The sequence below is a fragment of the Herbaspirillum lusitanum genome, assembly GCF_046025995.1.
In the GTDB taxonomy this organism is placed as follows: Bacteria; Pseudomonadota; Gammaproteobacteria; order Burkholderiales; family Burkholderiaceae_D; genus Herbaspirillum; species Herbaspirillum lusitanum_A.
The window spans coordinates 191283-218095 of the sequence record NZ_JAQQFM010000001.1 but is presented as its reverse complement, the minus strand read 5'-3'; the positions used below and the strand labels follow the sequence as shown (position 1 = coordinate 218095).

At 60.5% G+C, this 26813-nt stretch carries 23 protein-coding genes; 9 read left to right on the top strand and 14 right to left on the bottom strand.

Translation table 11 applies throughout. The features are described 5' to 3' along the window. Positions 1 to 59 precede the first annotated feature (59 nt). Positions 60 to 2480: a heavy metal translocating P-type ATPase gene (locus tag PQR62_RS01040; protein WP_408153883.1), complete on the bottom strand. Its 2421-nt coding sequence runs from the start codon at positions 2478 to 2480 to the stop codon at positions 60 to 62. A 114-nt stretch (positions 2481 to 2594) separates the two neighbouring features. Between PQR62_RS01040 and cadR the strand changes: the two genes are divergently transcribed. Next, on the top strand, positions 2595 to 3047 hold the full coding sequence (gene cadR / locus PQR62_RS01035; protein WP_408153881.1) for a Cd(II)/Pb(II)-responsive transcriptional regulator: 453 nt from the start codon (positions 2595 to 2597) through the stop codon (positions 3045 to 3047). A 62-nt stretch (positions 3048 to 3109) separates the two neighbouring features. On the opposite strand, the gene PQR62_RS01030 is transcribed toward cadR, so the two are convergent. The 4 genes from PQR62_RS01030 to PQR62_RS01015 form a co-directional block, all read right to left on the bottom strand. After that, positions 3110 to 4021, bottom strand: a complete 912-nt coding sequence (locus tag PQR62_RS01030; protein ID WP_408153879.1) for an alpha/beta fold hydrolase — start codon at positions 4019 to 4021, stop codon at positions 3110 to 3112. Between the two features lie 399 nt (positions 4022 to 4420). After that, entirely contained in the window at positions 4421 to 5404 is a 984-nt protein-coding gene (locus tag PQR62_RS01025) for a Gfo/Idh/MocA family protein (RefSeq protein ID WP_408153877.1), read from the bottom strand. 67 nt (positions 5405 to 5471) lie between these two features. Beyond that, positions 5472 to 5903 (bottom strand): Cu(I)-responsive transcriptional regulator, encoded by a 432-nt coding sequence (gene cueR, locus PQR62_RS01020; protein WP_408154677.1) that lies wholly within the window; start codon positions 5901 to 5903, stop codon positions 5472 to 5474. A 2-nt stretch (positions 5904 to 5905) separates the two neighbouring features. Beyond that, positions 5906 to 8449 (bottom strand): heavy metal translocating P-type ATPase, encoded by a 2544-nt coding sequence (locus tag PQR62_RS01015; RefSeq protein WP_408153875.1) that lies wholly within the window; start codon positions 8447 to 8449, stop codon positions 5906 to 5908. Between the two features lie 187 nt (positions 8450 to 8636). Here PQR62_RS01015 and PQR62_RS01010 point away from each other — a divergent pair, with 187 nt between their 5' ends. Then, a complete protein-coding gene (locus tag PQR62_RS01010; RefSeq protein WP_408153873.1) occupies positions 8637 to 8834 on the top strand; it encodes a heavy-metal-associated domain-containing protein in 198 nt (65 codons plus the stop codon). A 140-nt stretch (positions 8835 to 8974) separates the two neighbouring features. Here PQR62_RS01010 and PQR62_RS01005 read toward each other — a convergent pair whose 3' ends face one another. The 3 genes from PQR62_RS01005 to PQR62_RS00995 are packed head-to-tail and all read right to left on the bottom strand — an operon-like array spanning position 8975 to position 11678. Beyond that, on the bottom strand, positions 8975 to 10144 hold the full coding sequence (locus PQR62_RS01005) for a vWA domain-containing protein (RefSeq protein ID WP_408153870.1): 1170 nt from the start codon (positions 10142 to 10144) through the stop codon (positions 8975 to 8977). A 23-nt stretch (positions 10145 to 10167) separates the two neighbouring features. Beyond that, on the bottom strand, positions 10168 to 10755 hold the full coding sequence (locus PQR62_RS01000; RefSeq protein ID WP_408153867.1) for a GNAT family N-acetyltransferase: 588 nt from the start codon (positions 10753 to 10755) through the stop codon (positions 10168 to 10170). Between the two features lie 53 nt (positions 10756 to 10808). Next, on the bottom strand, positions 10809 to 11678 hold the full coding sequence (locus PQR62_RS00995) for an AAA family ATPase (RefSeq protein WP_408153864.1): 870 nt from the start codon (positions 11676 to 11678) through the stop codon (positions 10809 to 10811). A gap of 595 nt (positions 11679 to 12273) precedes the next feature. On the opposite strand from PQR62_RS00995, the gene PQR62_RS00990 reads away from it, so the two are divergent. From PQR62_RS00990 to PQR62_RS00980, 3 genes are all read left to right on the top strand, one after another. After that, positions 12274 to 14556 carry a site-specific recombinase gene (locus tag PQR62_RS00990; RefSeq protein WP_408153863.1) on the top strand — a complete coding sequence of 761 codons (2283 nt, stop codon included), beginning with the start codon at positions 12274 to 12276 and terminating at the stop codon, positions 14554 to 14556. Positions 14557 to 15073: 517 nt separating this feature from the next. Continuing rightward, on the top strand, positions 15074 to 15400 hold the full coding sequence (locus PQR62_RS00985; protein WP_408153861.1) for a c-type cytochrome: 327 nt from the start codon (positions 15074 to 15076) through the stop codon (positions 15398 to 15400). Between the two features lie 13 nt (positions 15401 to 15413). Further along, positions 15414 to 15779 carry a c-type cytochrome gene (locus tag PQR62_RS00980; RefSeq protein WP_408153859.1) on the top strand — a complete coding sequence of 122 codons (366 nt, stop codon included), beginning with the start codon at positions 15414 to 15416 and terminating at the stop codon, positions 15777 to 15779. A 110-nt stretch (positions 15780 to 15889) separates the two neighbouring features. Here the strand turns inward: PQR62_RS00980 and PQR62_RS00975 are convergent, their stop codons facing one another. Next, entirely contained in the window at positions 15890 to 16321 is a 432-nt protein-coding gene (locus PQR62_RS00975) for a DUF1841 family protein (protein ID WP_408153857.1), read from the bottom strand. A gap of 169 nt (positions 16322 to 16490) precedes the next feature. Here PQR62_RS00975 and PQR62_RS00970 point away from each other — a divergent pair, with 169 nt between their 5' ends. Continuing rightward, complete coding sequence (locus PQR62_RS00970) at positions 16491 to 16781, top strand: hypothetical protein (RefSeq protein ID WP_408153855.1); 291 nt, start codon at positions 16491 to 16493, stop codon at positions 16779 to 16781. Positions 16782 to 17123: 342 nt separating this feature from the next. Beyond that, positions 17124 to 18353: a branched-chain amino acid ABC transporter substrate-binding protein gene (locus PQR62_RS00965; protein WP_408153852.1), complete on the top strand. Its 1230-nt coding sequence runs from the start codon at positions 17124 to 17126 to the stop codon at positions 18351 to 18353. Between the two features lie 36 nt (positions 18354 to 18389). On the opposite strand, the gene nth is transcribed toward PQR62_RS00965, so the two are convergent. Together nth and rsxB are read right to left on the bottom strand one after the other, a co-directional pair. Next, entirely contained in the window at positions 18390 to 19040 is a 651-nt protein-coding gene (gene nth, locus PQR62_RS00960; RefSeq protein WP_408153849.1) for an endonuclease III, read from the bottom strand. After that, positions 19037 to 19831: an electron transport complex subunit RsxB gene (rsxB, locus tag PQR62_RS00955; protein ID WP_408153847.1), complete on the bottom strand. Its 795-nt coding sequence runs from the start codon at positions 19829 to 19831 to the stop codon at positions 19037 to 19039. Before rsxB ends, nth begins: the two co-directional genes overlap by 4 nt. Before the next feature lie 368 nt (positions 19832 to 20199). Here rsxB and PQR62_RS00950 point away from each other — a divergent pair, with 368 nt between their 5' ends. Next, the gene (locus PQR62_RS00950; RefSeq protein WP_408153845.1) at positions 20200 to 21327 is read left to right on the top strand and encodes an OpgC domain-containing protein; all 1128 of its coding nucleotides are present in this window, start codon (positions 20200 to 20202) and stop codon (positions 21325 to 21327) included. Between the two features lie 173 nt (positions 21328 to 21500). Here PQR62_RS00950 and PQR62_RS00945 read toward each other — a convergent pair whose 3' ends face one another. The 3 genes from PQR62_RS00945 to fdxA form a co-directional block, all read right to left on the bottom strand. Further along, a complete protein-coding gene (locus PQR62_RS00945; protein ID WP_408153843.1) occupies positions 21501 to 22736 on the bottom strand; it encodes a polyhydroxyalkanoate depolymerase in 1236 nt (411 codons plus the stop codon). Positions 22737 to 23253: 517 nt separating this feature from the next. Next, positions 23254 to 24327: an NAD(P)/FAD-dependent oxidoreductase gene (locus PQR62_RS00940; RefSeq protein WP_408153841.1), complete on the bottom strand. Its 1074-nt coding sequence runs from the start codon at positions 24325 to 24327 to the stop codon at positions 23254 to 23256. A 333-nt stretch (positions 24328 to 24660) separates the two neighbouring features. Beyond that, on the bottom strand, positions 24661 to 24984 hold the full coding sequence (gene fdxA / locus PQR62_RS00935; RefSeq protein ID WP_408153840.1) for a ferredoxin FdxA: 324 nt from the start codon (positions 24982 to 24984) through the stop codon (positions 24661 to 24663). A gap of 509 nt (positions 24985 to 25493) precedes the next feature. Between fdxA and PQR62_RS00930 the strand changes: the two genes are divergently transcribed. Next, positions 25494 to 26693 (top strand): ABC transporter substrate-binding protein, encoded by a 1200-nt coding sequence (locus PQR62_RS00930; RefSeq protein WP_408154675.1) that lies wholly within the window; start codon positions 25494 to 25496, stop codon positions 26691 to 26693. The last annotated feature ends 120 nt before the right edge of the window (positions 26694 to 26813 follow it).

The window sequence follows — 26813 nt, the reverse complement described above, 5'->3', positions numbered from 1 at the left end:
GGGGGAGAAAAAAGGGCGGGCGTGCCGCCCTGCAAACGGGTTGCGGATTGAGCCCGGACTCATTTCGCCGGCAGCGCGCGCACCAGGCGCAAACCGTTGAACACCACCAGCAGGCTGGCGCCCATGTCGGCGAATACCGCCATCCACAGCGAGCTCATGCCGGCCAATGCCAGCACCATGAACACCGCCTTGATGCCGAGGGCGATGCCGATGTTTTGCGTCAGTACCGCATGCGTCTTGCGGCTCAGGCGGATGAAGTCCGGGATCTTGCGCAGGTCGTCATCCATCAGTGCGACGTCGGCGGTTTCCAGTGCGGTGTCGGTGCCGGCCGCGCCCATGGCGAAACCGATCTGGGCCTGCGCCAGCGCCGGCGCGTCGTTGATGCCGTCACCCACCATGCCGACGTCGCCATGTTGTCGGTTGAGGGTTTTGACTGCATCCAGTTTGTTTTCCGGCAACTGATCGCCGCGCGCATCCTCGATGGCGACTTCGGCGGCGATGGCTTGCGCGGTGTGCGGGTTGTCGCCGGTCAGCATCACGACATGCACGCCCAGCGCACGCAGATCGGCGACCGCTTCCTTGCTGGACGGACGCACCGTGTCGGCCACCGCGATCAACAGTTCGACGCGTTGATCGCGACACAGCAGGGTGGTGGTCTTGCCCTGTTTCTCGAGCACTTGCAGCCGCGCTTCCAGCTGCGGGCTGCACATGCCGAGTTCATGTACCAGCCGGTGATTGCCCAGATAAAAGTCCTGAGCGGCGATGCGGGCCTTGACGCCGCGTCCGCTCAGGGCTTCGAAGTCTTCGGCTTCCAGCGCTTTCGGTACTTGAATTGCAGCGGGCTGCTGCGTCTGCTGTGTTTGCTGTGTTTGCCAGTGCTGCGCAATCGCGCGCGACACCGGATGGTCGGAGCGGGTCGCCAGCGCAGCCGCCTGCGCCATCAGCAAAGCTTGTCCGGCGCTGTCGTGCCGGCCTTCATCCAGCACGATCAGATCGGTCACGACCGGTTTGCCGAAAGTCAGCGTGCCGGTCTTGTCGAGCGCCAGCGCCTTGAGCTTGCGACCCTGTTCCAGATAGACGCCACCCTTGATCAGAATGCCGTGCCGCGCCGCGGCCGCCAGACCGCTGACGATGGTCACCGGCGTCGAGATCACCAGCGCGCAAGGGCAGGCGATCACCAGCAGCACCAGCGCCTTGTACAGCCATGGGTAGAACGGCGCGCCGGCCAGCAGCGGCGGCAGGGCGGCCACCAGCAGCGCGATCAGCACCACCGCCGGAATGTAATAGCGCGCGAACTGATCGACGAAGCGCTGGGTCGGCGCGCGCTGGCCTTGCGCCTGCTGCACGCTTTTGACGATGCGCGCCAGCGTGGAATCGCCTTGCACCGCCGTCACACGGAATTCGAAGGCGCCCTGTTCGTTGATGGTGCCGGCAAAGACCTGATCCCCGGCCTGTTTGCTGACCGGAATGCTTTCACCGGTGATCGGCGCCTGATTGATGCTGGTGCTGCCGTTCAGGATGACGCCGTCAAGCGGCACGCGCTCGCCCGGCGCCACGCGCACTTCGGCGTCCAGCGGCACCTTGGCAGCCGGCATGCTGCTCCAGCCGCTGCCGTTGCTGCCGCTGCTGCCGCTTGGGTCACGCACCGTGGCGACGTCGGGCGACATCGCCATCAGGCCGGCAATCGCATTGCGGGCCTTGTCGAGCGACAAGGCTTCTATCATTTCCGCCAGCGTGAACAGCACGATCACCACCGCCGCTTCCGGCCACTGGCCGATCACGGCGGCCCCGATCACGGCCAGCGACATCAGGAAATTCATGTTGAGCGAAAAATTACGCAGCGCGATCCAGCCCTTTTTCAAGGTGCCGAGACCGCCCAGCGCAATCGCCAGCAAGGACAGCGCGATCACCGCCAGCGAGCGCTCGTCGCCGCTGCTCCAGGCGATCACTTCCGAGCCCAGCGCGGCAACGCCGGCCAGACCCAGCAGCACCCATTTGCGGGTGGGAATGCGGTAGGCTACCGCTTGCGCCGCAGCGCCGTCTGCGCCGCCGGCGCTGCTGTCGAGCGAGTCGGACTTGACTGCTGGCAGCATGTCCAGTGCCTTGAGCGTGGCGACGATGGGGGCGATCGACGGCAACTGATGCTGCACGGTCAGCTCGCGCTGGATCAGATTGAATTCCAGCGCGCCGATGCCGTTCATGTTGGTCAGCCGTTCGCGGATCAGTTTCTCTTCGGTCGGGCAATCCATCTTCTGGATGAAGAACACCGCTTCTTCGCTGGCGCCGCTCAGTCTGGCCTGCTTGCGCGATGTAGGCATGGCGATGGCGGACTGCAGCGCCTCATGCGCATGCTCATGGCCGCTGCAGCAGGCGTCGTGAGCAGGCGCTTCGGCTGCATGGCTGTGTCCGGCATGTTGATGTTCGTGATCGTGCGCATGCGCGTGGCTATGCGCATGGTCGTGCTGATGGCGATCTGACATAAGGCTCTCTCCTTGCGATGCGGATATCCGCTGTCTGAGGTATATTAAAAACCCTGAAGTGACTACAAGGTCAAGCCGCAATATGAAGTTTTGTCAAAGCGGCAAGGAGAAAGCATGGATAGCTTGAAAATTGGCGAACTGGCCTCGCGCGCGGATTGCCCGGTGGAAACTATTCGCTATTACGAGCGGGAAGATCTCTTGCCCGCACCGAATCGCTCGCAAGGCAATTACCGCCTGTATGGCGATGTGCATGTGGAGCGCCTGCAATTTATCCGGCATTGCCGTTCGCTGGACATGACGCTGGATGAGGTGCGCGAGCTGCTGCGCCTGCGCGATGCGCCCGAGCAGAATTGCGGTGAGGTGAATGCGCTGCTGGACAAGCACATGGGGCACGTGGCTCAGCGCATCGCACAGTTGACGAGCTTGCAGACGCAATTGCAGGCGCTGCGCGCGCAATGCGACGCGGATCAGCCGGCGCGTGATTGCGGCATCCTGCAAGGCCTGGCGAATTTGCCGGATGACAACAAGCCGGTCAATCTGGGCAGCCACGGCGGCGGTTGTCACTGACACTATCCCAGAGGTCGTCCGGCGTGGCCGGGTAGGTTCAGATACCCCGGGAGCGCTCCGGATCAGCTTCTCGCGTGATGCCGGCCCAGCCAGTCCATGGCGACTTCAATCACGAAGTCCGGCTGCTCGCGTTGCGGGAAATGGCCGGCGCCTTCCACCAGCACGCGCTTGTAGCCGGCGCCGAACAGACTTTCCTTGTTCTCTGAAGTGACCGGATGATTGGCGCCGTCTTCGGTGCCGTGCAGCAGCAGCGTCGGCACCATGATGCGCGGCGTTTCCGACAACTGGCGATCGAGCGCATCGTAAGTCGGATCAGCCGCCGCAAAGCCCCAGCGATGACGGTAGGAGTGCAGGCAGATATCAACCCAGTCCGGATTGTCGAAAGACGCCGCCGTGTTGTTGAATTCGCTGTCGCTGAAGCGCCATGAGGGCGACCAGGTCTGCCACATGAAACGCGCAAAGCCGCGCCGGTCGCTGCGCAATTCATCTTCGCCGCGCGGGGTGGCGAAAAACCAGTGATACCAATAATTGCGCGACTGTTGCAATGACAGTTTCTGATCCGGCGTATTGGTGCCCCAGCCCACAGAGATGGTCACGCAGCAGGCGATTTTTTCGGGCGCCTGCGAGGCCGCGATATACGCAGCGCGTGCGCCCCAGTCATGTCCGATGATGGAATAGCGTTGCAAGCCGAGTGCATCGGCAAAGGCCAGCAGGTCGGTCCCGAGCGCGCTCAGCTGGCCGCTGCGCGGAGTGTCATCATCCAGAAAGCGGGTCGGACCGTAGCCGCGCAGATAGGGGCGGATCACGCGGTAGCCGGCGTTGCGCAGAGGCTGCAGAAAATGATCCCAGGTGCGCACGTCGTCCGGCCAGCCATGCACCAGCAGCACCGTCGGCGCATCGGCCGGGCCGCTTTCTTCGTAAGCGATGCGCAGCTTGTCGGTATCGATATAACTGAGGTGATTGGACTGAGGCATGGCGCACGTTCTCCTGTTCCTGTTCATTAACGACGGATTTCGGGGCGAGGCTGAAGCGGGTGATCCAAGATCGTGATCTTGCACTATGGCATAGCCAGACGATGTTAGCCGGGCGGGGGAGAACGAGAGTTGAAGATTACTGGCGGTGAGTGAAAATAACTCAAGTATGCTGCAAAAAAATCCCCGATTCGCATTGCCGTTCCGTTAAGCACTGAACGGCGTTTTGTTTGTTCTGTTGAGTTTCAATTCCGTTCGCCCTGAGTAGCTGCACGGCAGCGTATCGAAGGGCCGGCAAGAGCGCTGAAGCTTGCAGGCTGGCTTCGATACGGTCCGGTTTAAAAACGCGCTGAACTGAACGGGCAGCCCCGATGCGCATTGTGGCAGGCCTTCTGTCGCAGCTCAGCCGGCTATTTTTCCCAGAATCCTGTCCAGCATCCAACTGGTGTGCGCTGCCGTTCTCCCTGACGAAGGATGTTGCACACCGCCAGCCAGATGCTCGCGCATGTTGCCAACGTGATAAAGCTGGATGTTCTCCGGATGGTCTATCTGCACTTCCTCCACGCCGGCTGCCGTCGTCAGGAGCAGCGGCCGTTCTTCGAATACTGAAAATGCGATCTTGCCCCGGCTGCCGACGATCTCCACCCGGTCGGCGCGTTCGAAGCTGCCGAAATTCCAGTTGCCGCTGCCGGTCACGCCGCTGCGATACAGCCAGCTGGCGGTCACTGCATCGTGCGCCGAATACAGGCCTTGCTGATTGAGCGAACTGCCGGCGGCTTCCACCACCTCGCCGAAGAAATGTGTAAACAGATCCAGGCCATGGCTGGCCAGATCGTCGAAATAGCCGCCCGCCGCAATGGCGGCATCGGTGCGCCATTGATAACTGCCGCTGAGATCGAGCGGCGAGGGGGTGCGGTTCAGCTGCCAGTGCACATGACGCGGGGTACCGATGCGGCCTTGCTGCAGCCATTGCCTGACGTGCGCGAAACGCGGCAGCGAACGCCGGTAGTACGCAACGAACAAGGGCAGGCCGCGCTGTTCGAAAGCTTCGCAGATCGCCATGCAATCGGCGTAGCCGGGCGCCATCGGTTTTTCGATGCAGCAAGGCTTGCCGGCCGCTGCAACTTTCAGTGCGTAGTGCCGATGCGTATCGGGCGGCGTGGCGATGTAGACGGCGTCGATGCCGGCATCGCCGATCAGGGCATCGGCATCGCTGAAATGGCGCGGCACGCCATGCCTTGCTGCATAGTCGGCTGCCTTGACCGCATCGCGTCGCATGACCGCCGCGAGTTCGAAGCCCGGTGTTTTTTGATACGCCGGGCCGCTCTTCTTTTCCGTGACGGCGCCGCAGCCGATGATGCCCCAGCGGATTGTTTGATCTCTCATGTCTCGGCTCAGCTCAGGAGTTGGAGTTGAATTGTGGCCTTCACCGGAAGCGCGTGATCGCCCATGTTCACGCGTTTGCATGCATGTCGCAGCATGCTGAAGCAGCGCCATCCTGTGCGCCCAGCGCATCGAGAATCGGGCAATCCGGCCGGTTGTCGCCGTGGCAATCGTGCGCCAGTTTTTCCAGCGTCGATTTCATTGCCTGCAGCTCGCGGATGCGTTCATCGAGTTCGCGGATGTGGGTGTCTGCCAGTTGCTTCACCTTGCGACTGGGGCGCGACTGATCCAGCCACAGACCGATCAGATCGGCGATCTGCTTCATTGAAAAGCCGAGCTGGCGCGCCTGTCTGATGAAGCGCAAGAGGTGCACATCCTTCTCGGTATAGAGGCGATAACCGGCATCGGTGCGCGCCACCCTGGGCGTCAGCCCGCTTTCCTCGTAGTGCCGGATCATCTTGGCCGACACGCCGGAGGCCGCCGCTGCATCGCCTATGTTCATGCTCATGATGTCTTCCTTTCGCTACCTTGGGCCTGCGGCTGATGGTGTTTGCTGCCGGCCGCCTTCCAGCGCCTCAGCAGCAGCGCATTGCTGACCACGCTGACGCTGGAAAACGCCATCGCCGCGCCCGCCAGCATGGGATTGAGCAGGCCGGAAACCGCCAGCGGAATGCCGATCAGGTTATAGATAAAGGCCCAGAACAGATTCTGTCTGATCTTGCTGTAAGTGCGTCGCGAGATGTCGATGGCGTCGGCCACCAGCGCCGGATCGCCGTGCATCAAGGTAATGCCGGCGGCCTGCATGGCGACATCGGTGCCGGTCGACATGGCGATGCCGACATCGGCTGCGGCCAGTGCCGGCGCATCGTTGATACCGTCGCCGACCATTGCGATCACGCGCGGCTTGCCAGATGCGTGTGTTCCCGCTTTGCCGACGCGCAGCGCTTCGATGGCGGCGGCTTTGTCGGCCGGCAGAATATTTGCGCGAAAATCATCGATGCCCAGTTGCAGCGCTACCTGCCGGGCGCTGCCCTGATTATCGCCGGTCAGCATCACCGTGCCGATGTTCAGTGCGCGCAGTGCGCGCATCGCTTCGGCCGCGCCGGGCTTGATGCTGTCGCCGAAGGCCAGCAGGCCGAGCAATTGCATAGCTTGCCGGCTGCCGTCCGGTGCCGTTTCGGCGCGCGCCAGCCAGGACAGGGTGTTGCCTTGCTGCTCCAGCTGCTGCGCCAGCGCTTCGAGTTGCGGCGAGCGCGCTTGCAGCTCTTTCATCCAGCGGCCGCTGCCGAGGTAGTGTTCGACGCCGGCGATGCTGCCCTCAATGCCGCGACCCGGCATGCTGCGCGCGTTATCGGCGTGCAGTGCCTTCAGGCCCTCGGTTTGTTCTGCCGCCGCCAATACGGCATGCGCCAGAGGATGTTCACTGTTGGCTTGCAATGCAGCCGCCAGCGTCAGCACTTCATTCCGTGTCGCAGCGTCGTCTGCCGGTGTGTGCAGCGCGCTCAGTCTGGGTTTGCCTGCGGTCAGCGTGCCAGTCTTGTCAAAGGCCGCCAGATTGATCTTGTGCGCGATCTCCAGCGCTTCGGCATCCTTGATCAGGATGCCGTGCCGCGCCGCCACGCCGGTGCCGGCCATGATCGCAGTCGGCGTCGCCAGACCCAGGGCGCAAGGGCAGGCGATCACCAGCACCGCCACTGCATTGAGCACGGCTTGCTGCCAGTCGCCGTTGGCCAAGCCCCAGCCCAGCAGCGTCGCCAGCGCAATCAGCAGCACCACCGGCACGAACACCGCGCTGACCTGATCCACCAGCCGCTGGATCGGCGCTTTCGCGGCCTGCGCCTGTTCCACCATGCGCACGATCTGCGCCAGCATGGTCTCGGCGCCGATGGCGGTGGTCTCGATCAGCAGCACACCGTCGGCATTGATGGCGCCGGCAGCCACCTTGTCGCCGGGCTGTTTTTCCAGCGGCAGACTTTCGCCGGTCAGCAGCGATTCATCCAGATGACTACTTCCTTCGCGCACCAGGCCGTCCACCGGCACCCGTTCGCCGGCGCGCAGCAGCACCAGATCGCCGATCTTCACCTCGGCCAGCGGCAGCATGCGTTCAACACCATCGCGCCGCACCCGCGCCTGATCCGGCCGCAGTGCATTGAGTGCGGCAATGGCGGCAGTGGTCTGGCGTTTGGCGCGGCTCTCCAGCCATTTGCCCAGCAGCACCAACGTGATCACCACCGCCGCGCTTTCAAAATACAGATGCGCAGCGTGCCGGCCACCGCCATCGCCATGCATCCACCATTGATACAGCGAGAGTCCGTAGGCCGCGCTGGTGCCCAGCGCCACCAGCAGATCCATGTTGCCGGTGCGGGCCTTCAGTGCGCTCCAGCCGGCGCGATAAAAGCGCCGTCCCAGCCAGAATTGCACCGGTGTCGCCAGCAGCCATTGCCACAGCGCCGGCAATTGCCATTCGATGCCGAAGGGCATCAGCAGCATGGGCGCGATCAGCGGCAGACTCAGCAATGCCGCCAGCGCCACCGGCCACCAGACCGGCAGGACCCTGGCCGGCGCAGTCGTGGCGCCGCTGCCCGGCTCCTGATGCACGCTGGCTTCATAGCCGGCGCGGGCGACGGCGGCGATCAGGGTTGGCGTGGGAATGTCGCCGAGCAGGGAAATGCTGGCTCGTTCAGTCGCCAGATTGACGCTCACCGCGCTCACGCCCGGCACTTTTTTCAGGGCTTTTTCGACGCGGCCGACGCAGGAGGCGCAGCTCATGCCGGTTATGTCGAGTTCGGCATGATGCGGCTTGACGCTGTAGCCGGCCTTTTCGACGGCGGCCACCAGTTGCGCCGGCAATACCTCGGCGGCGGCAAGCGTGGTGGCGTGCTCGGTCGCCAGATTGACGCTCACCGTGCTCACACCCGGTACTTTCTTCAAGGCTTTTTCGACACGGCCGACGCAGGAGGCGCAGCTCATGCCTTCGATGTCGAATTGCCATTCGCGTAGCCCGGATGCGGCTGAATTCAGTGGGGAGGAAGAGGTCGCAGTGCTCATGGCGAGTGTGTTCCTTAAGTGGTCATGCCCACATCATGATCCTTCCCATCATGGTAAGGTCAAGCCATGATTGTCTCATGGCGAGTGGAATCAAGGGCTTGACCTTGCCATGGAGGGAAGCTTTAAGCTTCTTTCATCACGAATTTATCGTTTCATTTTTGTTGTATTCACTTTGAAGGAGTTCAGCATGCCTGTATTCAACGTCAACGACATGACCTGCGGCCATTGCGCAGGAGTGATCACCAAAGCGGTCAAGGAAGTCGACGCCCATGCCAGGGTGGATATTCAGATTGCCGAGAAGCGCGTGGCGATCGAGAGTACGGTTGCCGCTCAGCGGTTTGCCGAGGCGATTGAGGAGGCGGGGTACACGCCGGTGGCGGTTTGATGATTTGAATTGTTTGGGCGTCAATGTGGTTGCGCCGCACCGTGGACTCGTCTTCGGGATTGCTATTGGTCAACTCATTACGTCTTGGTTTCAGCGGATGCCGCCTCCCGATTTTCATTCGACCTGCAAGCGGCAATGGTTTATTTGCTGAGCAGGCGCATCGCCCGTTCCAGTCCGTCAATGGTCAGCGGAAACATGCGCTCGCTCATCAATTGGCGGATCAGTGCAATCGATTGACGGTATTGCCACAGGCCTTCCGGTTCGGGATTGAGCCAGATGTGGCGCGGAAAAGTGCTGGTGAATCGCTGTAGCCAGACGGCGCCGGCTTCTTCGTTGTTGTATTCGACCGAGCCGCCCGCCTGGGCGATTTCGTAGGGGCTCATGGTGGCGTCGCCGACGATGATCAGTTTAGTGTCGGGCGTGTATTTGCGCAGCACGTCCCAGGTCGGGAAGCGTTCGGCGTGGCGGCGGCGGTTGTTTTTCCACAGATAGTCGTAGACGCAGTTGTGGAAGTAGAAGAACTCCATGTTCTTGAATTCGGTGCGTGAGGCCGAGAACAGTTCTTCGGTGCGCGCGACGTGATCGTCCATCGAGCCGCCGACGTCGAACAGCATCAGCACCTTGATATTGTTCTTGCGCTCCGGCTGCATGCGGATGTCGAGATAGCCGGCATTGCTGGCAGTGGCGCGGATGGTGTCGTCCAGCGCCAGTTCTTCTTCGTGGCCCTCGCGTGCGAATTTGCGCAGACGGCGCAGCGCGACCTTGATGTTGCGGGTGCCGAGTTCGCGCTCGCCGTCGTAGTCCTTGTATTCGCGCGCATCCCAGACCTTCACGGCACTGCGATTTTTGCTCTCGCCGCCTATGCGTATTCCTTCCGGGTTAGTGCCGCCGTGGCCGAAGGGCGAGACGCCGCCGGTGCCTATCCATTTGCTGCCGCCTTCGTGGCGCTCCTTCTGTTCCTCCAGCAACTGCCTGAGCCGGTCCATCAGCTTGTCGTAGCCGAATTTTTCGAGCGCGGCTTTCTGCTCCGGCGTCAGCTCGCGCTGCATGCGCTTGACCAGCCAGTCCAGCGGGATCTCCGGATTCTTTTCGAACAGGGTTTCTATGCCCTTGAAGTAGGCGCCGAAGGCCTTGTCGAACTTGTCGAAATGGGCCTCATCCTTGACCAGCGTGATGCGCGCCAGATAATAGAATTCATCGAGCGAGGGCGAGATGACCTGCTTCTGCATGGCTTCCAGCAGCATCAGGAATTCCTTGATCGAGACCGGCACGCCGGCGTCTTTCAGGGTGAAGAAAAAATCGATCAGCATAGTGTTTGTGCTTGTGGTGGGGCTCAGCGCCCCAGCTTGTATTGCAGATGGCGGCGCACCGAAGGCCATTCGGATTCGATGATGGAAAACACCACGGTGTCGCGCAGCGAGCCGTCCGGCATGCGCTGGTGATTGCGCAGGATGCCGTCCTGCTTGGCGCCGAGGCGAGCGATGGCGATGCGCGATGGCTGGTTCATCCAGTGCGTGCGGAACTCGACCGCGATGCAATGCAGGGTCTCGAAGGCATGGCTCAGCAGCATCAGCTTGCATTCGGTATTGATGCCGCTGCGCTGGGCGCTGGCGGCGTACCAGGTGGAACCGATCTCCAGCCGTTTATGCAGCGGATCGGCATTCATGTAAGTCGTCATGCCGCACAGCGCGCCGGTGTCGTGCCGCCGCACCACGAAGGGCAACATGCTGCCCTGGCTTTGCAGATGCAGGCGCCGCTCGATTTCGGCGCGCATGTTCTCCGGCTTGGGCACAGCGGTGTACCACAGCTTCCACAGTTTGCCGTCCGACACCGCCGCGATCAGCGCATCGTGATGGTCCAGCGATAGCGGTTCCAGATTGGCGAACTGCCCCTTGAGCGTAATCGGCGTCAGAAACTGCATGGAAGTTCTCCGTGGTCGGCACTGCGGTCGTCAGGCGAGATCAGTGCATTGATTCAGCGATGCGATTTGGACATGAACACCAGGCGCTCGAACAGATGCACGTCCTGCTCGTTCTTGAGCAGCGCGCCGTGCAGCGGCGGCACTACGGCCTTGCTGTCCTGGCTGCGCAGCGCCTCGGGTGGAATATCTTCCGCCATCAGCAGTTTGAGCCAGTCGATCAGTTCCGACGTGGATGGCTTCTTCTTCAGGCCCGGCACGTCGCGCACTTCGTAGAACGTTTGCAGCGCCTGCGCCAGCAGATCGCGTTTCAGGTGCGGGAAGTGGACGTCGACGATCTGCTGCATCGTGTCCTTGTCGGGGAACTTGATGTAGTGGAAAAAGCAACGGCGCAGAAATGCGTCCGGCAATTCCTTCTCATTGTTGGAAGTGATCACCACCAGCGGCCTATGCTTGGCGCGCACCATTTCGCGCGTTTCGTAGACGTAGAATTCCATGCGATCGATTTCGCGCAGCAGATCGTTAGGAAATTCGATGTCGGCCTTGTCGATTTCGTCGATCAGCAACACCACCGGCTCATCGGCGGTAAAGGCTTGCCACAGCACGCCCTTGACGATGTAGTTGTGAATGTCCTTGACGCGTTCTTCACCGAGTTGCGAATCGCGCAGACGCGATACGGCATCGTATTCATACAGGCCCTGTTGCGCCTTGGTGGTCGATTTGATGTGCCATTGCAGCAGCGGCCGGTTCAGAGCAGCCGCCACTTCTTCGGCCAGCATGGTCTTGCCGGTGCCGGGCTCGCCCTTGATCAGCAAGGGCCGTTGCAAGGTGAGGGCGGCGTTCACCGCCAGTTTCAGATCGTCGGTGGCGACGTAGTTTTCGGAGCCGGTAAAGCGAGCCTGCTCGCGAGCGTGTTGATCGGGCATGGTGCAATCCTTGGTGGCGGGTCTCTGGAATGTGGGGCGTCTGGCGGGCGCTGCTCAGCGCTTGTTTCTGTATTCGCTTGAATTCGGCATGTGTAAATCCGCGACAAATTGTCGCCTTGTCATTCGCACGAAAATTTGTTCGAGTATAAGGGAAAAGTCATGGCGGCTCAGTGTCGGCGGATTTTGCAGGTCGGGCGCGTTTTTAACGTCTGCGGCATTGAATTTTGTGTCTTCAGCCGTATATGGGGGTTTCATAATAAGCAGGAGACAGACATGCAAGACAGATTGCAGAAGCAGCTTGTTGAACAGGTGCAATATTCCCTCCCCGATCGCAATGTCCGCAGCTGTCAGACTGAATTTTTCAGCAAGCGCAACCGATTGTGATTTCCGCTATCCAAGTTCGCTGATCGCGCCGGACTCCCGGAAGAGGCGAGCGCTTTGCAGACGCGTTTGCCGTGCGCGGATGATGGTCACAACATGCAGTTCCGATTTCTCCTGTCAGGAGTAAAACCCCGCGCAAGATGGCGCGCACGCTAAGCGGCTGCGCTTGACAGCTGTGGCGCGATTTCTCCCGACATCCATGTAACAAGACACCATGAAATTTCTGTTTTTGAAGATGATGGTCATGTGGCGCCGGTTGCGCAATGGTGCGCAGGCGCGTTACGCCGACCATAACGATTACGCGCCGCAGCTGGAAAAGCTGCTGCGCCGGGTCAGCCCGGATCTGAGCTGGTATGAACGCGCCAACTGGATGATCGATCTGGCCGAATGGGTGCGCCATCAGCCCAAGGTTTCGCTGCTCGACAAGGAGGCCTGGAACCAGGTCAAGCGGCAGCGGCTGGAGTTCATGCTGAGCTGGCTGGATCTGCATCGCGATGTACGCCGCACGGTGCAGATTGCACTGCAGAAGACCTTGCGCGAATCGAGCGGGCACGAGCTGTTTTCCGCTACCGGCTTGCCGCATGAACCGGCCTTCTTTGCCGAACTGTCGGAGCGCATCGCGCGCATGATTCTGCCGCGCCATCTGTCGCCCACCGATCTGTCCAGCCTGTTTACCGCGATGTTTCCGCGTGCCGACGACGCCGAATGGCTGCTGGAACTGGATAACGAGGTGCTCGGCCGTCTGTGGAAACTGGCTGCCGACGACGGTATCTCGCACATGTACTGGCAGCAGATCGAAGAAGCGATTACCTATCTGACCACCACCGTGGTGGCCGATGGCATCAGCCCGGCATTCCGTCAGCGGCTGGAGCCCAAGATGCCCTTGCGCGCGACGCCCTTCATGTCCTTGCGGCGCGAGATGGAAGCTTATCTGCAAGGCCCTCCGCACAACGAAGGCGCAGTGCGCAGCGTGCGCATGCTGGTAGCCGTGTGCCGCGCTCAGACCGATCGCATCTATGAACACCTCGACGAGTACGGCGTGTCGGTGAGTCTGGTGTACCGGCTGGAGCGCATGCGCGCGCAACTCAAGCGCATTGCGCGTCTGCTCGATCTGCGCGCAGCCTTGCCGGGCATTGCCGCAGAGACCGGTGCCGGGCGCGTGCAATTGCTGCTGACTGATCTGATTTCGGCGCATCACAACCGCTCCTCGGTGCGCGGTCTGGTGCGTCGCAGTTTTGCGTTGCTGGCGCGCAAGATGGTGGAGCGCAACGCCGATCACGGTGAGCACTACATCGCGCGCGACGGCGCCAGCTATCGGGCCATGCTGAAGGCTGCGATGTACGGCGGCGTGATCACCGCCGGCACGGTGCTGGCCAAGGTGGCGCTGGCGCGGCTGGGCATGGCGCACTTTTTTGAAGGCATGCTGGCTTCGCTCAATTTCGCCATCAGCTTTCTCTTGATTGCCGCCGTCGGCGGTGTGCTCGCCACCAAGCAGCCGGCCGTGACGGCGCCGGCGCTGGCCTCCAAGATGGGCGAACTCAATACTGTGGAAGGCTTGCGCAGCCTGCTGGGCGAAGCGGCCATGCTGCTGCGCTCGCAGGCCGCCGCCATCTTCGGCAACGTGATGGCGGTGGTGCCGACCATGCTGGCGCTGGCGGCGCTGGGCTGGTATGCCTTCGGCGCGCAAATGATGACGCCGGAGAAGGCGCATGCCGCGCTCAAATCGCTCTCGCTGATCGGACCCACGCCTTTCTATGCAGCGCTGACCGGCGTACTGCTGTGGCTCTCCAGTCTGGCCGCCGGCCTCGCCGACAACTGGTTTGCGCTGCGCCGCATCCGCGAATCGGTGGCGCATCAGCGCCGCCTGGTGCATGTGCTGGGCCCGCTGCGCGCAGAACGCTGGGCCGCATGGCTGGAGCGCAATGTCTCGCTGATCGTCGGCAACGTCAGTCTTGGCGTGTTGCTCGGCATGACGCCGGTGCTGGCGGTGTTTTTCGGGCTGCCGCTGGATGTGCGCCACGTGACGCTGGCCAGCGGTACGGCGGCAGCGGCCGCTTTCAGCCTCGGCTGGCCGGCGCTGAGCACGCCGGAATTCTGGCTGGCGACGGGCGGTATTCTGATGACCGGCGTGTTGAACGTCAGCATCGCCTTTACCTGCGCCTTGACGCTGGCCTTACGCGCGCGCGATGTGCCGGCGCGGGTGCGGCGCATCGTGTTTCGCGCGGTGCTGCGCCGTTTCAGTACGGCGCCGGCGGCGTTCTTTTTTCCTGAACGCAAGAAGGCCGGCAAGCCGGTGGCGGCCGGCAGCACACGCGTCGCCGGCATGCCTGATCCCGACAGCGTCGATGATGTGGATGACGACGAAGACGTTCAGGAACATCATCGCAGCGCAGGTTCGCGGCGGCCCTCATCCTCCGGCACCCAAGGCCGGCCGGACAAACATCAGAAGCCGAGCAAGGCCGGCGGCGAACGGCAGCACGAATACGAAGACAGTTGATCGCTGATTGTTCCTGATGACTCCTGACGGCAAGGCGGCAGCGTTTTCCTGATATTGCCGCCTTGCCAATACTCTTCTGCGGCATCGTGAATTTTGGCCGCTGCGAGCGTATCGCATCAGGTCGCTCTCATAGCGCGCCACTTATATCCCTCATCACAATTCATTGCGCAGACGGTTGTCCGGGCTGTGGCGATGTTGCATCGCGATGGCGGCGCCTTCTCCCGGTTCATGCCTGTTACCGGCGAATTTTCCAGTTTTTGATCTTGAATCGGTCTGATCAGGTTGCGCTGCAGCAGCCGCAATCGCACTCCGGAGCTGTTGTTGGGCGTGTTGCTGGCGCTTGGAGAGGGGCCGGGAGTTAAGTTAGAATCAATCGTTTTTTGCGTACGCAGGGGGAGTGGACGGAGACGCTTAAACCGAAGTGGTTGAGCCATAGCAGAACAAGCCAAACCTGCCGAAACTAGTTAAAAAATTAGCATTCGATTTTCGTTTAAGTCCAATTACTTAACCTGCGACCATGAAAAAACTATTCGTGCTTCTCGCCTTTGCAGGCGTGGCCGGCTTCGGCTCTGCCTCGGCTGCAGAGATTGTCGGCAACGCCAAGGCCGCTGAAAACAAGGTGTCGATGTGCATCGGATGCCACGGCATCCCCGGCTACAAAGCTTCTTTCCCCGAGGTTTATCAGGTCCCCATGCTGGGCGGCCAGTCGGAAAAATACATAGAGAATGCCTTGCGCGCCTATCAGAAGGGCGACCGCAATCACCCGACCATGCGTGGAATCGCCGCCAGCCTGTCCGATCAGGACATCGCTGATCTGGCCGCCTACTACGCCAAGCAAAAATAAAGGGAAGCACGATATGAACAAGATGCTGACATGGGCTGCGGCTGTTGCTACCACCGCGTTCGCCTTCACCTTTTCGACCACTGCGCTGGCCGGCGGCGACGCTACGATCGGCAAGCAACTGGTAGGCAAATACAATTGTGCGCGCTGCCATGGCGCCGATTTCAATTCGCCGACCGAGGCCGCCTATCCCAAACTGGCCGGCCAGCATGAGGATTACATCAAGCATGCGCTGACGGCCTATCGTCGCGGCGGCAACGCCGCCAACGGCCGCAACAATGCGCTCATGGCGCCTGAAGTGAAGCCGCTGAGCGACAGCGATATCAATAATATCGCCGCCTATCTGCACAGCCTGCCGGGGACGCTGGTGGTGCGCAAGTAGGCGGTCTGAACGGATAGGCTTGCTTGCTCGAGCTGAAAATGAAAAGCCACGCTGAGCGTGGCTTTTTTCGTTCCGCTTGCTTCCGGGACTTTGCTATTGCAGGCGCAGAATCAATGCTGAGCCCGGCGCCGCACGCTGTCGATATAGACCGTGGCATCCGGCGGCATGCCGCTGCGCTGGGCATTCCAGATCATCTCGCCCAGGCATTCCATGATTTCGTGATGTGCTTCGTGCTCCGAGCCGCGCCTTTGCGCCAGCAATTGGAAGGCGCCGCGTATGCCCGGTGGCTGGTCGATGGAGATTTGTTCGGTGATCGACAGATGCATGGACAAGTGCAGAAAGGGATTGGTCTGGCCGCGCTCGACCGAGTAATCGGCTGCCAGCGCCTCCTCAACATCGCGCAAGGCCTCGTGGTATTCGGGATGTTCCATGATCCAGTCGCGCGCGATCGCCTCGAGCGGAGTGAGAATTTCATTGCCCTTGTGCTTGCGATAGGCTTCGCAAAAGAAACGGCGGACATCGTGCTGCGAGGGATTGAACATAGGTGAACCGGAATGCCTTTGCGGGTGCGGACTTTTTGGAGTCTTCCAAAATTGGTCCAGAACAAGAGCTCTATTTTACCGAAACTTGCCATTTCCTGTGTCGCGCCGGCGGCTGCGGATGACGGTGTGCCTAGTGTTTCCGGGGGGATTTCAGGCGTGTCCCTGAGCAATGAAAACCGGATCTTTCATGATAGGATGGCGCGATCTTATGGAGGCTGATTTGGAAACACAAGACTTGTGGCTGGAACTGACCAATGCTTATAAAAAGCGCATTGAGGCATTGCTGCAAATGCAACTCTGCGAATATGAGTTGCTGAACCTGAAGCTGGCGCAATGGAAACAAAATCCAGGCGACACCTGGCTGACGATGACTGATTATGAGCCCTGGCAATCTGCGCTGAAGTCGCTGGAAGTCGCACAGCGCGAGCTTGATTTGCACATCAGCACGCGCGTCGAATAAATTTCCGCTCGCATGCCATACAAGCCGGCCGCCTCCTCTTCACAGATGGACGCGGCCGGTTTTGTTTGGTCTCAGATCCTGATGTCAGCGCCGTCAAACGGCATCTCAATTTGCGCCTCAACCTGGGCAGGCCTTGCTTCAGGCACCGATTGCATGCGCTGGCTTCACACTGATGCCGTCTCGTTTTTCACACATCATTCAGTCGCCATCGCAAGTCATGCAACGGTCATCTGAATTCCCAAACGGAAATGGTATGGTGCAGTAAGATTGCTGCTATCAACAGGGGCCGTCGGCGCAAGCGGCCGGCCCGGTTGCAAAAATATAAAGAGGGGAGGGAAGTGAATGTCCATAGCAAGACTTCGTGCCAGCGCCCTTGTTTTATGCCTGGCAGCGCTGCTGAGTTTCATCTTTGCCGCAAAGCCATTTGCGGCGCCGGCAGTCAAATCCAAAAAGACCGAAGTTGCCGCTCAGGCTGTCGAGCCGGCCTCCGATGACGAAGCGCCTGCCGTGCTGATCGGCTTTGCCGGCCCGTTGTCGGGCTCTGCCGCCGGTGTCGGCAAGAGCATGCTGAACGCGGCGCAGCTCGCTGTCGATGAAGCAAACCAGCGCGGTTTCCGCATCAAGGGAAAAGCCTACGTCCTCAAGCTGGTGATGCAGGACGATCATGCCGATCCGCGCACTGCTGAATATGTGGCCGGTTATCTCTCCAGAATGGGTGTGGTGGGCGTGATCGGCCACTGGAACAGTGCGGCCAGTCTGGCAGCGGCGCCGGTCTACAACAAGGCCGGCGTGATTCAGATTTCCGGGGCGACCATGAGCACGGCCTTCACCGGTCAAGCCTTTCCTGCGGTGTTTCGCACGATAGGCAATAACGACGGCGCCGGCGCCTTTGCCGCAGACTATGCCGTGCGCGAATTGAAGGCGCAGAAAATTGCGCTGATCGATGATCGTACGCCTTTCGGTCGCGGTTTCGCCGAGCAGTTCGGCAAGACTGCGCAACAGGCGGGGGCGGAAGTGATCGGCACTTACTCGGTGAGCGACAAGACCTCGGATTTCAATCAGGCCTTGCTGGATATCAAAAAGAAAAATCCTGATGCGGTGTTTTTCGGCGGCCTCGACTGGCAGGCAGCGCTGATGGCAAAGGCGCTCAGACGCTTGAAGATCGAGGCCCGTCTGATCGTCGCCAGCGGCAGCGTCGGCTTGCCGTTCCTGATGTCCGCCGGCCCCGATGCGAATGGCACCGTGGTGCTGGAGCCGGGCTTGCCGCTGGAACAGATGCCGGGCTGGAAAGGCTTCCGCCAGCGCTACAACCAGAAGTTCGATACCAATATCGATCTGTACGCCACATTTGCCTATGATGCCGCGCAGGTGCTGATCGCAGCGATGCGTCAGGCCAATTCGGTGGAGGCGCCCGTGGTCGCACAGGAGTTGCACAAGATCCGCTTCAGCGGCGTCAGCGGCATGATCAGTTTCAACGCCGATGGCGATTTGCGCGATCCGCGTTTCAGCATCTATGAAGTGAAGAACCAGCAATGGGTACCGGTCAAGCTGATCGGCTCGGACAGCCGCTAGCGCAATGAGCGGAGTGGCGCGGCGTCTGTCGTGCCGTCAAACGCCTTTGCTGGGCAGAGGCGTCTTCTGCTTGAATTCACACAGATCTGCGATCACGCAATTCCAGCATTGCGGCTTGCGCGCGATGCAGGTGTAGCGGCCGTGCAGGATCAGCCAGTGATGGGCATCCTGCCGGAAATCCGGCGCCACGAATTTCATCAGCTTGCGTTCGACCTCATCCACATCCTTGCCCGGCGCCAGGCCGGTGCGATTGGAGACGCGGAAGATATGCGTGTCGACCGCAATGGTCGGATGGCCGAAGGCGGTGTTCAGCACAACGTTGGCGGTCTTGCGGCCTACGCCCGGCAGCGCTTCCAGCTCTTCGCGCGTTTCAGGCACTTCGCCGTCATGCAGCTCCAGCAGCATGCGGCAAGTCTCGATCGTATTCTTGGCCTTGGTGCGAAACAGGCCGATGGTCTGGATATACGGAATCAGACCATCCACGCCCAGCGCATAAATCTTGGCCGGCGTATTGGCCACCGGATACAGCTTGCGCGTGGCCTTGTTGACCGAGACGTCGGTGGCCTGCGCCGACAGCAATACCGCGATCAGCAGCTCGAAGGGCGTACGGTATTCCAGCTCGGTGGTCGGGGTCGGATTGGCCTTGCGCAGGCGTTCGAAGATTTCGCGGCGTTTTTCTGCGTTCATGCTGGTGATGATTTTCCTGTGGCGGACTGCGGCTGTTCAGGTTCTGCAAGCGGCGGCGCGACCCTTACTTCCTTGCGCCTGCGCTGTTCTTGTTGCTTGCCTTGTTCGTCTTGATCGTTTTGCAATTTCTTCAGGCGCGCGCGTTCGATGGCGGCTTGAATGATGGCTTTCTTGCGATCCTGCTCAGCTTGCAGCTGCGGCGATTGCGCCGCCAGCGCCTCGACTTCCTTTAGCTTGGCGGCTGCCTTGGCCGCCAGGCGCGCGTCGTTCTCGGCCTTCTCGCGCTGCAGACGGGCGCTGCGGAAATCATGCTGGCGACGCGCCGCATCGGCCTGTTGCTGCGACCACGCATCCCAACCGCTAAGCCCGGGCGTGACCTCCACCATGCTGATGCAATCGACCGGGCAGGGCGCTACACACAGATCGCAGCCGGTGCAGGCGTCTGCCAGGACGGTATGCATCTGCTTGGCCGCGCCGACGATGGCATCGACCGGACAGGCCTGGATGCACAGCGTACAGCCGATGCAAGCCTGTTCATCGATCAGCGCGCGCGTGCGCGGCCGTTCTATGCCGTGGTCAGGGTTGAGCGCGATGACGGGGCGGCCAAGCAGGTGCGCCAGCCTTTGCACGCCCTGCATGCCGCCCGGCGGACATTGATTGTAGGAGGCTGCGCCGCCGGCGATGGCCTCGGCGTATGGCCGGCAGCCCGTGAAACCGCATTTCGTGCATTGGGTTTGCGGCAGCAGATCTTCTATCTGATCGGCGAGAGTGTGATTGGCGGTTGGCGACACGGGGATGAGGTTTGCAGGCAATCTGGATGCGTAAATCGCTATTATCCGGGGAAATGCCCGGCAAGTCATGCTGGCGCAATGTGGACGCCGCACGACCGTCGCCCAGGCTAAGCCGCATGCTCGTATTTCTTTGAACTTTGCCGCGCTGAAGGCATCCATTTTTCATCTGGTTTTCATGCGATGCCGATGGCGAAAATGCAATGTCTCTTCGGATTTCGCTTGTACGCCGCTCATGCCAATCGCTGCACGGCATTCGATGGACGTCTGGTCTTGCACCGTCTTCCATCCCACAAATAACAACTTCAGATAACAATGCTTCAGCACGCGCCGGCATGTGCGGCAGGTATTGCCTTTTCTGAAAGATTGCCATGTCCAACGCGGCCGGTCGTTCCCTCGAAGTTGATTTCTTTCGCGGCGTGGTGCTGCTGATGATCGTGGTCGATCATATTTCCGGCAGCATGCTGGGCCAGTTCACGCTGCAGCGTTTCGCCATATTCGATGCCGCCGAAGTCTTTGTCTTCCTGGCCGGTTACGCCACTGCCGCGGCTTACACCGGGATCGCGGCGCGGCGCGGCAACAGCGCCGCGCGCTGGCGTTTTTTGCAGCGCGGCTGGGAGCTGTACCGTGCCTTTCTGCTGACGGTGGCGCTGATGCTGGGGCTGGGCTTGCTGTTCAGCGCGCTCAAGCTGCATACGCCGACGATTGAATACACCGACATCAGCACCTTCATTGATGAGCCGCTGCTGATTGCCGGCGAGATGATCAAGCTGGCGCGCCAGCCTTATCTGTCCAGCATCCTGCCGATGTACATGCTGTTCGCGCTGGCCGCGCCGCTGATCGTGCCCGGCGTGCGGCGGCGGCCGCGCCTGACGGTGCTCTTGAGCGTGCTGGTGTGGTCAGTCGCACCGTATCTCGGCAAGTTTCTGCCGACGGTATATCCCAATAACGGCTGGACCTTCAATCCCTTCGCCTGGCAGGTGATTTTCGTGCTGGGCACGGTGTGCCGGATACATTCCTTCAGCGCTTACCATGGTGAGGATGCGGACGCTGTGTTACGCCGGCGCCGGCTTACCCGCTGGGCGATATGTTCGGCGCTGGCGTTTGTCTGTGTGCGTCTGTACTTCGAGTATCAGCCGGTGTCGCCGGCCTTCAAGCAAAATCTTTCATCTTTGCGCATCGGCAGCTTCATGACCATGGTGTGGCTGGCCGCGATGATGGTGCGGCGCGGCTGGATTGCCCGACTGGCGGAAAAGCTTCCGCTGGTGGTGATCGTCGGCAAGCACGGGCTGGTGTGCTTTGTGGCCGGCACCATGATTTCGCTGCTGGCCGACATCCTCTTGTATCTCGCCACCCATGGCGATCCGGCGCGCTGGGCCGGCTTGCTGGCCGATCTGTCGGCCATTGCGTCGATGCTGCTGATCGGGCGTATGGCGCAGGCCTGGCAAGAACATCGACAGCGCAGCAGGCATGCTCATCCATCCATGCGGACTGGCTGAATACGGCGGGGAAGAATGAGGAGAAGCGTAGCCGGCGCGTAACGCCGAGGCGCAGATCCGCGAAGGCGGAATCAGGAGGGGAATTGCAACGCTGACCTCCGGCTCCAGGCATCCGATCATCTGATCGGGAAGCCGGAGCCGGACTTCACAGACTCAGCTTATTCCAAGCACCTTCAGGCGCTGGCCTTGATGAACTCAGTGATTTTGGGACAAACCACTTCGCGCCAGCGACGGCCGGAGAAAATGCCGTAGTGACCGCATTTGGGCGCCGTGAAGTGCTGCTTCTTGCCCTTGGCAATGCCGCTGCACAACTCTTGCGCCGCCTGGGTCTGACCGGAACCGGAGATATCGTCTAGTTCGCCTTCGATGGTCAGCAGGGCGACCGACTTGATGTCTTGCGGACGTACCGGCTTGCCCTCGATTTCCCAGGAGCCGCGCGCCAGATCGTAATCCTGAAACACGATCTTGATGGTTTCCAGATAAAACTCGGCCGGCATGTCCAGCACGGCGTTGTATTCATCGTAGAACTTGCGGTGCTCTTCGGCCGACTCGTCGTCGCCGTCGCGCAGGTGCATGTAGAAATCCCAATGGCTCTGAGCATGGCGGCGCGGGTTCATGGCGACGAAACCGGCGTGCTGCAGAAAGCCCGGATAGACCTTGCGGCCGAAACCGGGATAGTTGGCCGGCACCGGATAGATTACGGTGTTTTCGAACCATGAATACGGCTTTTCAGTCGCCAGATCGTTGACTGCAGTCGGTGATTTGCGCGCATCGATGGGGCCGCCCATCATTGTCATCGACTTCGGCAGCTTGGGATCGTTGGCGCTGGCCATCAGCGCAATGGCTGCCAGCACCGGCACCGTCGGCTGACAGACCGAAATCACGTGGACATCGGAGCCCAGCGTGCGGATGAAGTCCTGCACGTAATAGACGTAGTCATGCAGATGGAAGGCGCCTTGATCCAGCGGCACCATGCGTGCGTCGGTCCAGTCGGTGATGAAGACGTCATGCTGTTGCAGCAGGGCGCGTACGGTTTCACGCAGCAGCGTGGAGTGGTGTCCGGACAGCGGCGCCACCAGCAGCACGGTGGGCTGCTTGAGCGCCGAAAACTGACGCGCGCTCAGATCTTTCTTGAAATGGATCAGCCGGCAGAAGGGTTTGGTTTCGATGATCTCTTCGACGATGCCGACTTTCTTGCCGTCAACTTCGACTTCAGCGATCTGGAATTCAGGTTTTTCGTAATCCTTGCCGAGGCGGTACAGAAGTTCGTAACCGGCGGCGAGACGCTGGGAAAAAGGCGTGTGAGCGAGAGGTGAAACCGGATCCGAAAAGAGTTTGGCCGAGGTTTCCGCCCATTGCATCATCGGGTTCAGAAACGCGCGATTAAATTCATGCAGTTCATAAAGCATAGCTAACCTTTACGCAAATTGCTGGCTGGCAATCAATCGAAGAATGTTGCCGCCGCCACGCTTGTGACGCGGCAGCCAGTGGACAACAAACGCGCGGAGAGCCGGTCGCGATGACAGACACTGCCCGTATGAAAACTGTTTGTTGCGGCGCAATATTGTAGCATGTCAGGCCCGCGCCCCTGTCCGCTGGTCTGACCAAAGTGGTGCAGGGCAGATGAAAGTTTTGAATGTCCGCATGCTTCCGATATTTAGGCAAAATTCGGGTGGAGTTCTTGTCAATCAAGACCTTGCAAAGAGGTTAACGTCCGCGGCAGGTCCCAACTTTAATTCATGCGCTGGAGCAATTTTTCGCCATTTTGGTGAGCGCTGCCCAATGCGGGGCTCGCATGCTGCGATGGCATAAAACCGAATTGCACAAACCGGGCGGCCATGAAAAAAGCCCCTGCAAGCAGGGGCTTTCTTTGTTTTGCTGACGTGCGCGGCCATGATGCGGGCGCTGGACAGATTGCTGAGCTGATCAGTCGAACACCGGCGTTTCCACACCGAGGATCTTGTGCAGCTTGGGCGAGGTGGTGGTGTACTGCATGTGAATCTTCTTTTCCGGGAAGATGTAAGGCGCAGCGCCGAAAGCGGCCAGCGCGGCTTCGTGGAAGCCTGACAGAATCAGCTTCTTCTTGCCCGGATATGTGTTGATGTCGCCCACGGCGAAGATGCCGGGAACGTTGGTCTCGAACTTTTCAGTGTCGACAACCTTGAGCTGCTTGCGCTCGATGTCCAGACCCCATTCGGCGATCGGGCCCAGCTTCGGCGACAGGCCGAAGAACACCAGCAACATGTCCAGCGGCAGGCGGCGGGTCACGCCGTCGGGGCCGGTCACCTTGATTTCGCTGAGCTTGTCGTCCTTGGTTTCCATGCCGGTCACCTGGCCGACCAGGAATTGCATTTCATACTGTTCGCACAGATCTTTCATCTTGGCCACGGAAGCCGGCGCTGCACGGAATTCTTCGCGACGGTGCAGCAGCACCACCGATTCGGCCTTGCCGACGAAATTGAGCGCCCAGTCCAGCGCCGAGTCGCCGCCGCCGCAGATGACGATGTTCTTGCCTTCGAAGAGGGCAGGTTCCTTGACGCGGTAGAACACTTGCGTACCTTCGAAGCGATCAATGCCGTCGAACTTCAGCATGCGCGGCTGGAACGAGCCGACGCCGGCTGCGATGAAGATGGTCTTGGTGATGAACCTGGTGCCGGTCGAGGTTTCCAGATCGAAACGGCCGTCTTCGCGCTTTTGCACGACGGTGACTTCCTGGCCCAGATGGAAGGTCGGTTCAAACGGTTCGATCTGCTTGAGCAGATTGTCGGTCAGTTCCTGACCGGTGCACACGGGCACGGCCGGAATGTCGTAAATCGGCTTGTCCGGATACAGTTCCACGCACTGGCCGCCGACTACCGGCAGGGAATCGATGACGTGCGCCTTGATTTCCAGCAAACCGAGTTCGAACACCTGAAAAAGACCGACCGGGCCGGCGCCGATGATCACTGCATCGGTTTCGATCGTTCCCTGAGCGGCAGCAATCTTGACGTTGTTTTCCATAGATTTCTTCAAATTCCTGTTTCAGTTGAGGGGGCTTTCACACTCAATTGGCTAGAGGCCGGAGCCGGTTTGCTGTAGAGATTGGTCATGCTGCGGTATCAGCCCGTCCGGCGATCCGGCGCAAAGTCCGGCAAATTCGGAGGCAGGCAGTCAGCGACAGTGAAAAGTTTTGCCGGATGCGTCCGGCGCAAGCCCGGGCTACAGACTGCGCCGGCAGCATCCGGCAGATGTCGATTTCGTTTTGAATAAAACCGACCTGGGCTGCGCGACTCGCTGGGAGGACTGCGCTGAATCAGCGGTCAGTCCATGCCTGGCGCACGCGGCCCGAAACCATCAGCGCTGGAGAAACTCCAGCTTGTTCTTGGCGTCTTTCCATTCTTCCGCTTCAGCCAGCGGCGGTTTGGTCTTGGTGATCGACGGCCAGTTACGCGCCAGTTGCGCGTTCAGGTCGATAAATTCCTGTTGGTCGCCGGGTACGTCTTCTTCGGCGTAAATGGCGTTGACCGGGCATTCCGCAACGCACACCGCGCAGTCGATGCATTCGTCCGGGTCAATCGCGAGGAAATTCGGGCCTTCGCGGAAGCAATCAACCGGGCAAACATCCACGCAATCCGTATAGCGGCAACGGATGCAGGAATCGGTGACAACGTGGGTCATAACTGTCCTATCTGTAAATTTTCTTAAAACCGATGGCTAACTGCGCCGCAATTGATGGCAATATGGCACGGTTAAAATTTGCTTGCAGCCTGACAGACAAGCTTTTCCGAGGTGCTGCAATCGGGAAAAGGCCGGATCAGCGCATCAGCGCCGGATCCGATCCGCATGCCGGACTTGAGCGGGGAGCGCGGACCAAGCATCACTTGCTTGTGCACCGTCTTCGCGCATCATGCCGGACAGTTGCAAAGCAAATTCTCCCCTTCCCGGGAAGTTGCCGTGCAACCGGCTGCAAAGCCTTGTATTTTAAGGTAATTCAACTTTTCTCACAAATGAGGCTTATACAGATTGCGTATAAGTAAATATGGATATTGGTGCAATAAAGGTGCGGCCCCTGCTGCGGCCTCTCTTAAAAGATTAAAGGACTGCAAAGCGTGAACGTGGTACGAGTTATCCTGAAATCCTGCTGCAAACCTCTTTTGCTGTCCCTGGCCGGTCTGGCGCTTCCGTTGATGCTGACCTCCGGCGTTGCCAGTGCTGCGGGCAACGGCGGCAGCAATCCCGAAGGCGCCCCCGTCAATAGCATCCGCATCGGTGAAATCGACAGTCAGAACGGTCAGGCGCTCGCCGGGCAGGCTTATCGCAACGGTGTGGCGCTGGCGCTGGCCGAGCTGAACGGCGCCGGCGGCATTGACGGCCGCCCGCTGGAACTGGTGGTGCGGGCCGATGACGGCAGCCCCGACGACGCAGTGCGCAACGCGCGCGAGCTGATTCAGAAAGAAAAAGTGGATGTGCTGACCGGCTCCATGCTGTCCAATGTCGCCTTGGCGGTATCCAGGCTGGCGGCCTCGCAAAAAACGGTGTTTGTCGTGGGCGACGCGCTGTCGGACGCCATCACGCTGGATCGCGGCAACCGCTACACCTTCCGCGTGCGGCCTTCGACCTATATGCAGGCGGCGATGCTGGCCGAGCAGGCGGCCAAGCTGCCGGGCCGGCGCTGGGCCATCATCGCGCCCAATTATGAATATGGCCAGAGCGCGGTATCGAGCTTCAAGCTGCTGCTCAAACAGGCCCGCCCCGACGTTGAGTTCGTGGCCGAACAATGGCCGGCGCTGGGCAAGCTGAAGGCTGAGGATGCGGTGCGCCTGCTCAAGCAAAGCCGGCCGGATGCCATCTTCAATGCCACGTTCGGCGCTGATCTGCAGCAATTCGTCAATGAAGGAAGTCGCCAGCAACTGTTCGGCACTGTCCGCGTATTCTCCATGGCGTCGGCCGATGCACTGGGTGCCGCCGGACACGGTGATCTGATCCGCAACTGGATCGCCATCGGCTACCCGGCCGATCAGCTTGCGACCGCCGAGCATCAGCGCTTCGTCGGCGCCTATCAGAAACGCTACAACGAACAGCCGCGCCTGTCGGCCATCTTCGGATACACCAGCATGATGGCGATTGCCGCCGGTCTGAAAAAGGCCGGATCGACCGACAGCGAAGCCCTGATCGTCGCCATGCGCGGCATGACCATGGATACACCGCTGGGCCGCATCGCCTTCCGCAGCCTCGATCAGCAGGCATCCATGGGCGCCTTCATCGGCACGGTGTCAGAAAAAGACGGCCATGCCGTGATGAGCAACTGGCAATTTCTGGACGGCGCGCGCTACATGCCCAACGCGGTTTACGTTCGAGGACGGCGTCCGGCTTCGGCGATGAAGTAAGTCAAGCTGAGGCCCGGCCTGCTGCGCGGGCCGGCATCTCCGCATGGCATCCGGCCTGAAAGACACCCGCGCAATTCCCTCCGCGCGCGGCGCGCTTCAAGTGCCGCAGAGCAAATCCGA

Excerpts from the sequence above, each read along its gene's own strand:
- cadR (WP_408153881.1), top strand. The coding sequence starts at position 2,595 with ATGGATAGCTTGAAAATTGGCGAACTGGCCTCGCGCGCGGATTGCCCG.
- PQR62_RS01030 (WP_408153879.1), bottom strand. The coding sequence starts at position 4,021 with ATGCCTCAGTCCAATCACCTCAGTTATATCGATACCGACAAGCTGCGC.
- PQR62_RS01040 (WP_408153883.1), bottom strand. The coding sequence starts at position 2,480 with ATGTCAGATCGCCATCAGCACGACCATGCGCATAGCCACGCGCATGCG.
- PQR62_RS01010 (WP_408153873.1), top strand. The coding sequence starts at position 8,637 with ATGCCTGTATTCAACGTCAACGACATGACCTGCGGCCATTGCGCAGGA.
- PQR62_RS01025 (WP_408153877.1), bottom strand. The coding sequence starts at position 5,404 with ATGAGAGATCAAACAATCCGCTGGGGCATCATCGGCTGCGGCGCCGTC.
- PQR62_RS00945 (WP_408153843.1), bottom strand. The coding sequence starts at position 22,736 with ATGCTTTATGAACTGCATGAATTTAATCGCGCGTTTCTGAACCCGATG.
- PQR62_RS00970 (WP_408153855.1), top strand. The coding sequence starts at position 16,491 with ATGAAAACCGGATCTTTCATGATAGGATGGCGCGATCTTATGGAGGCT.
- PQR62_RS00980 (WP_408153859.1), top strand. The coding sequence starts at position 15,414 with ATGAACAAGATGCTGACATGGGCTGCGGCTGTTGCTACCACCGCGTTC.
- PQR62_RS00930 (WP_408154675.1), top strand. The coding sequence starts at position 25,494 with ATGCTGACCTCCGGCGTTGCCAGTGCTGCGGGCAACGGCGGCAGCAAT.
- PQR62_RS01005 (WP_408153870.1), bottom strand. The coding sequence starts at position 10,144 with ATGCTGATCGATTTTTTCTTCACCCTGAAAGACGCCGGCGTGCCGGTC.
- PQR62_RS00965 (WP_408153852.1), top strand. The coding sequence starts at position 17,124 with ATGTCCATAGCAAGACTTCGTGCCAGCGCCCTTGTTTTATGCCTGGCA.
- PQR62_RS00950 (WP_408153845.1), top strand. The coding sequence starts at position 20,200 with ATGTCCAACGCGGCCGGTCGTTCCCTCGAAGTTGATTTCTTTCGCGGC.
- PQR62_RS00940 (WP_408153841.1), bottom strand. The coding sequence starts at position 24,327 with ATGGAAAACAACGTCAAGATTGCTGCCGCTCAGGGAACGATCGAAACC.
- cueR (WP_408154677.1), bottom strand. The coding sequence starts at position 5,903 with ATGAACATAGGCGATGCAGCGGCGGCCTCCGGCGTGTCGGCCAAGATG.
- PQR62_RS00975 (WP_408153857.1), bottom strand. The coding sequence starts at position 16,321 with ATGTTCAATCCCTCGCAGCACGATGTCCGCCGTTTCTTTTGCGAAGCC.
- PQR62_RS00995 (WP_408153864.1), bottom strand. The coding sequence starts at position 11,678 with ATGCCCGATCAACACGCTCGCGAGCAGGCTCGCTTTACCGGCTCCGAA.
- PQR62_RS01000 (WP_408153867.1), bottom strand. The coding sequence starts at position 10,755 with ATGCAGTTTCTGACGCCGATTACGCTCAAGGGGCAGTTCGCCAATCTG.
- nth (WP_408153849.1), bottom strand. The coding sequence starts at position 19,040 with ATGAACGCAGAAAAACGCCGCGAAATCTTCGAACGCCTGCGCAAGGCC.
- PQR62_RS00990 (WP_408153863.1), top strand. The coding sequence starts at position 12,274 with ATGAAATTTCTGTTTTTGAAGATGATGGTCATGTGGCGCCGGTTGCGC.
- fdxA (WP_408153840.1), bottom strand. The coding sequence starts at position 24,984 with ATGACCCACGTTGTCACCGATTCCTGCATCCGTTGCCGCTATACGGAT.
- PQR62_RS00985 (WP_408153861.1), top strand. The coding sequence starts at position 15,074 with ATGAAAAAACTATTCGTGCTTCTCGCCTTTGCAGGCGTGGCCGGCTTC.
- PQR62_RS01015 (WP_408153875.1), bottom strand. The coding sequence starts at position 8,449 with ATGAGCACTGCGACCTCTTCCTCCCCACTGAATTCAGCCGCATCCGGG.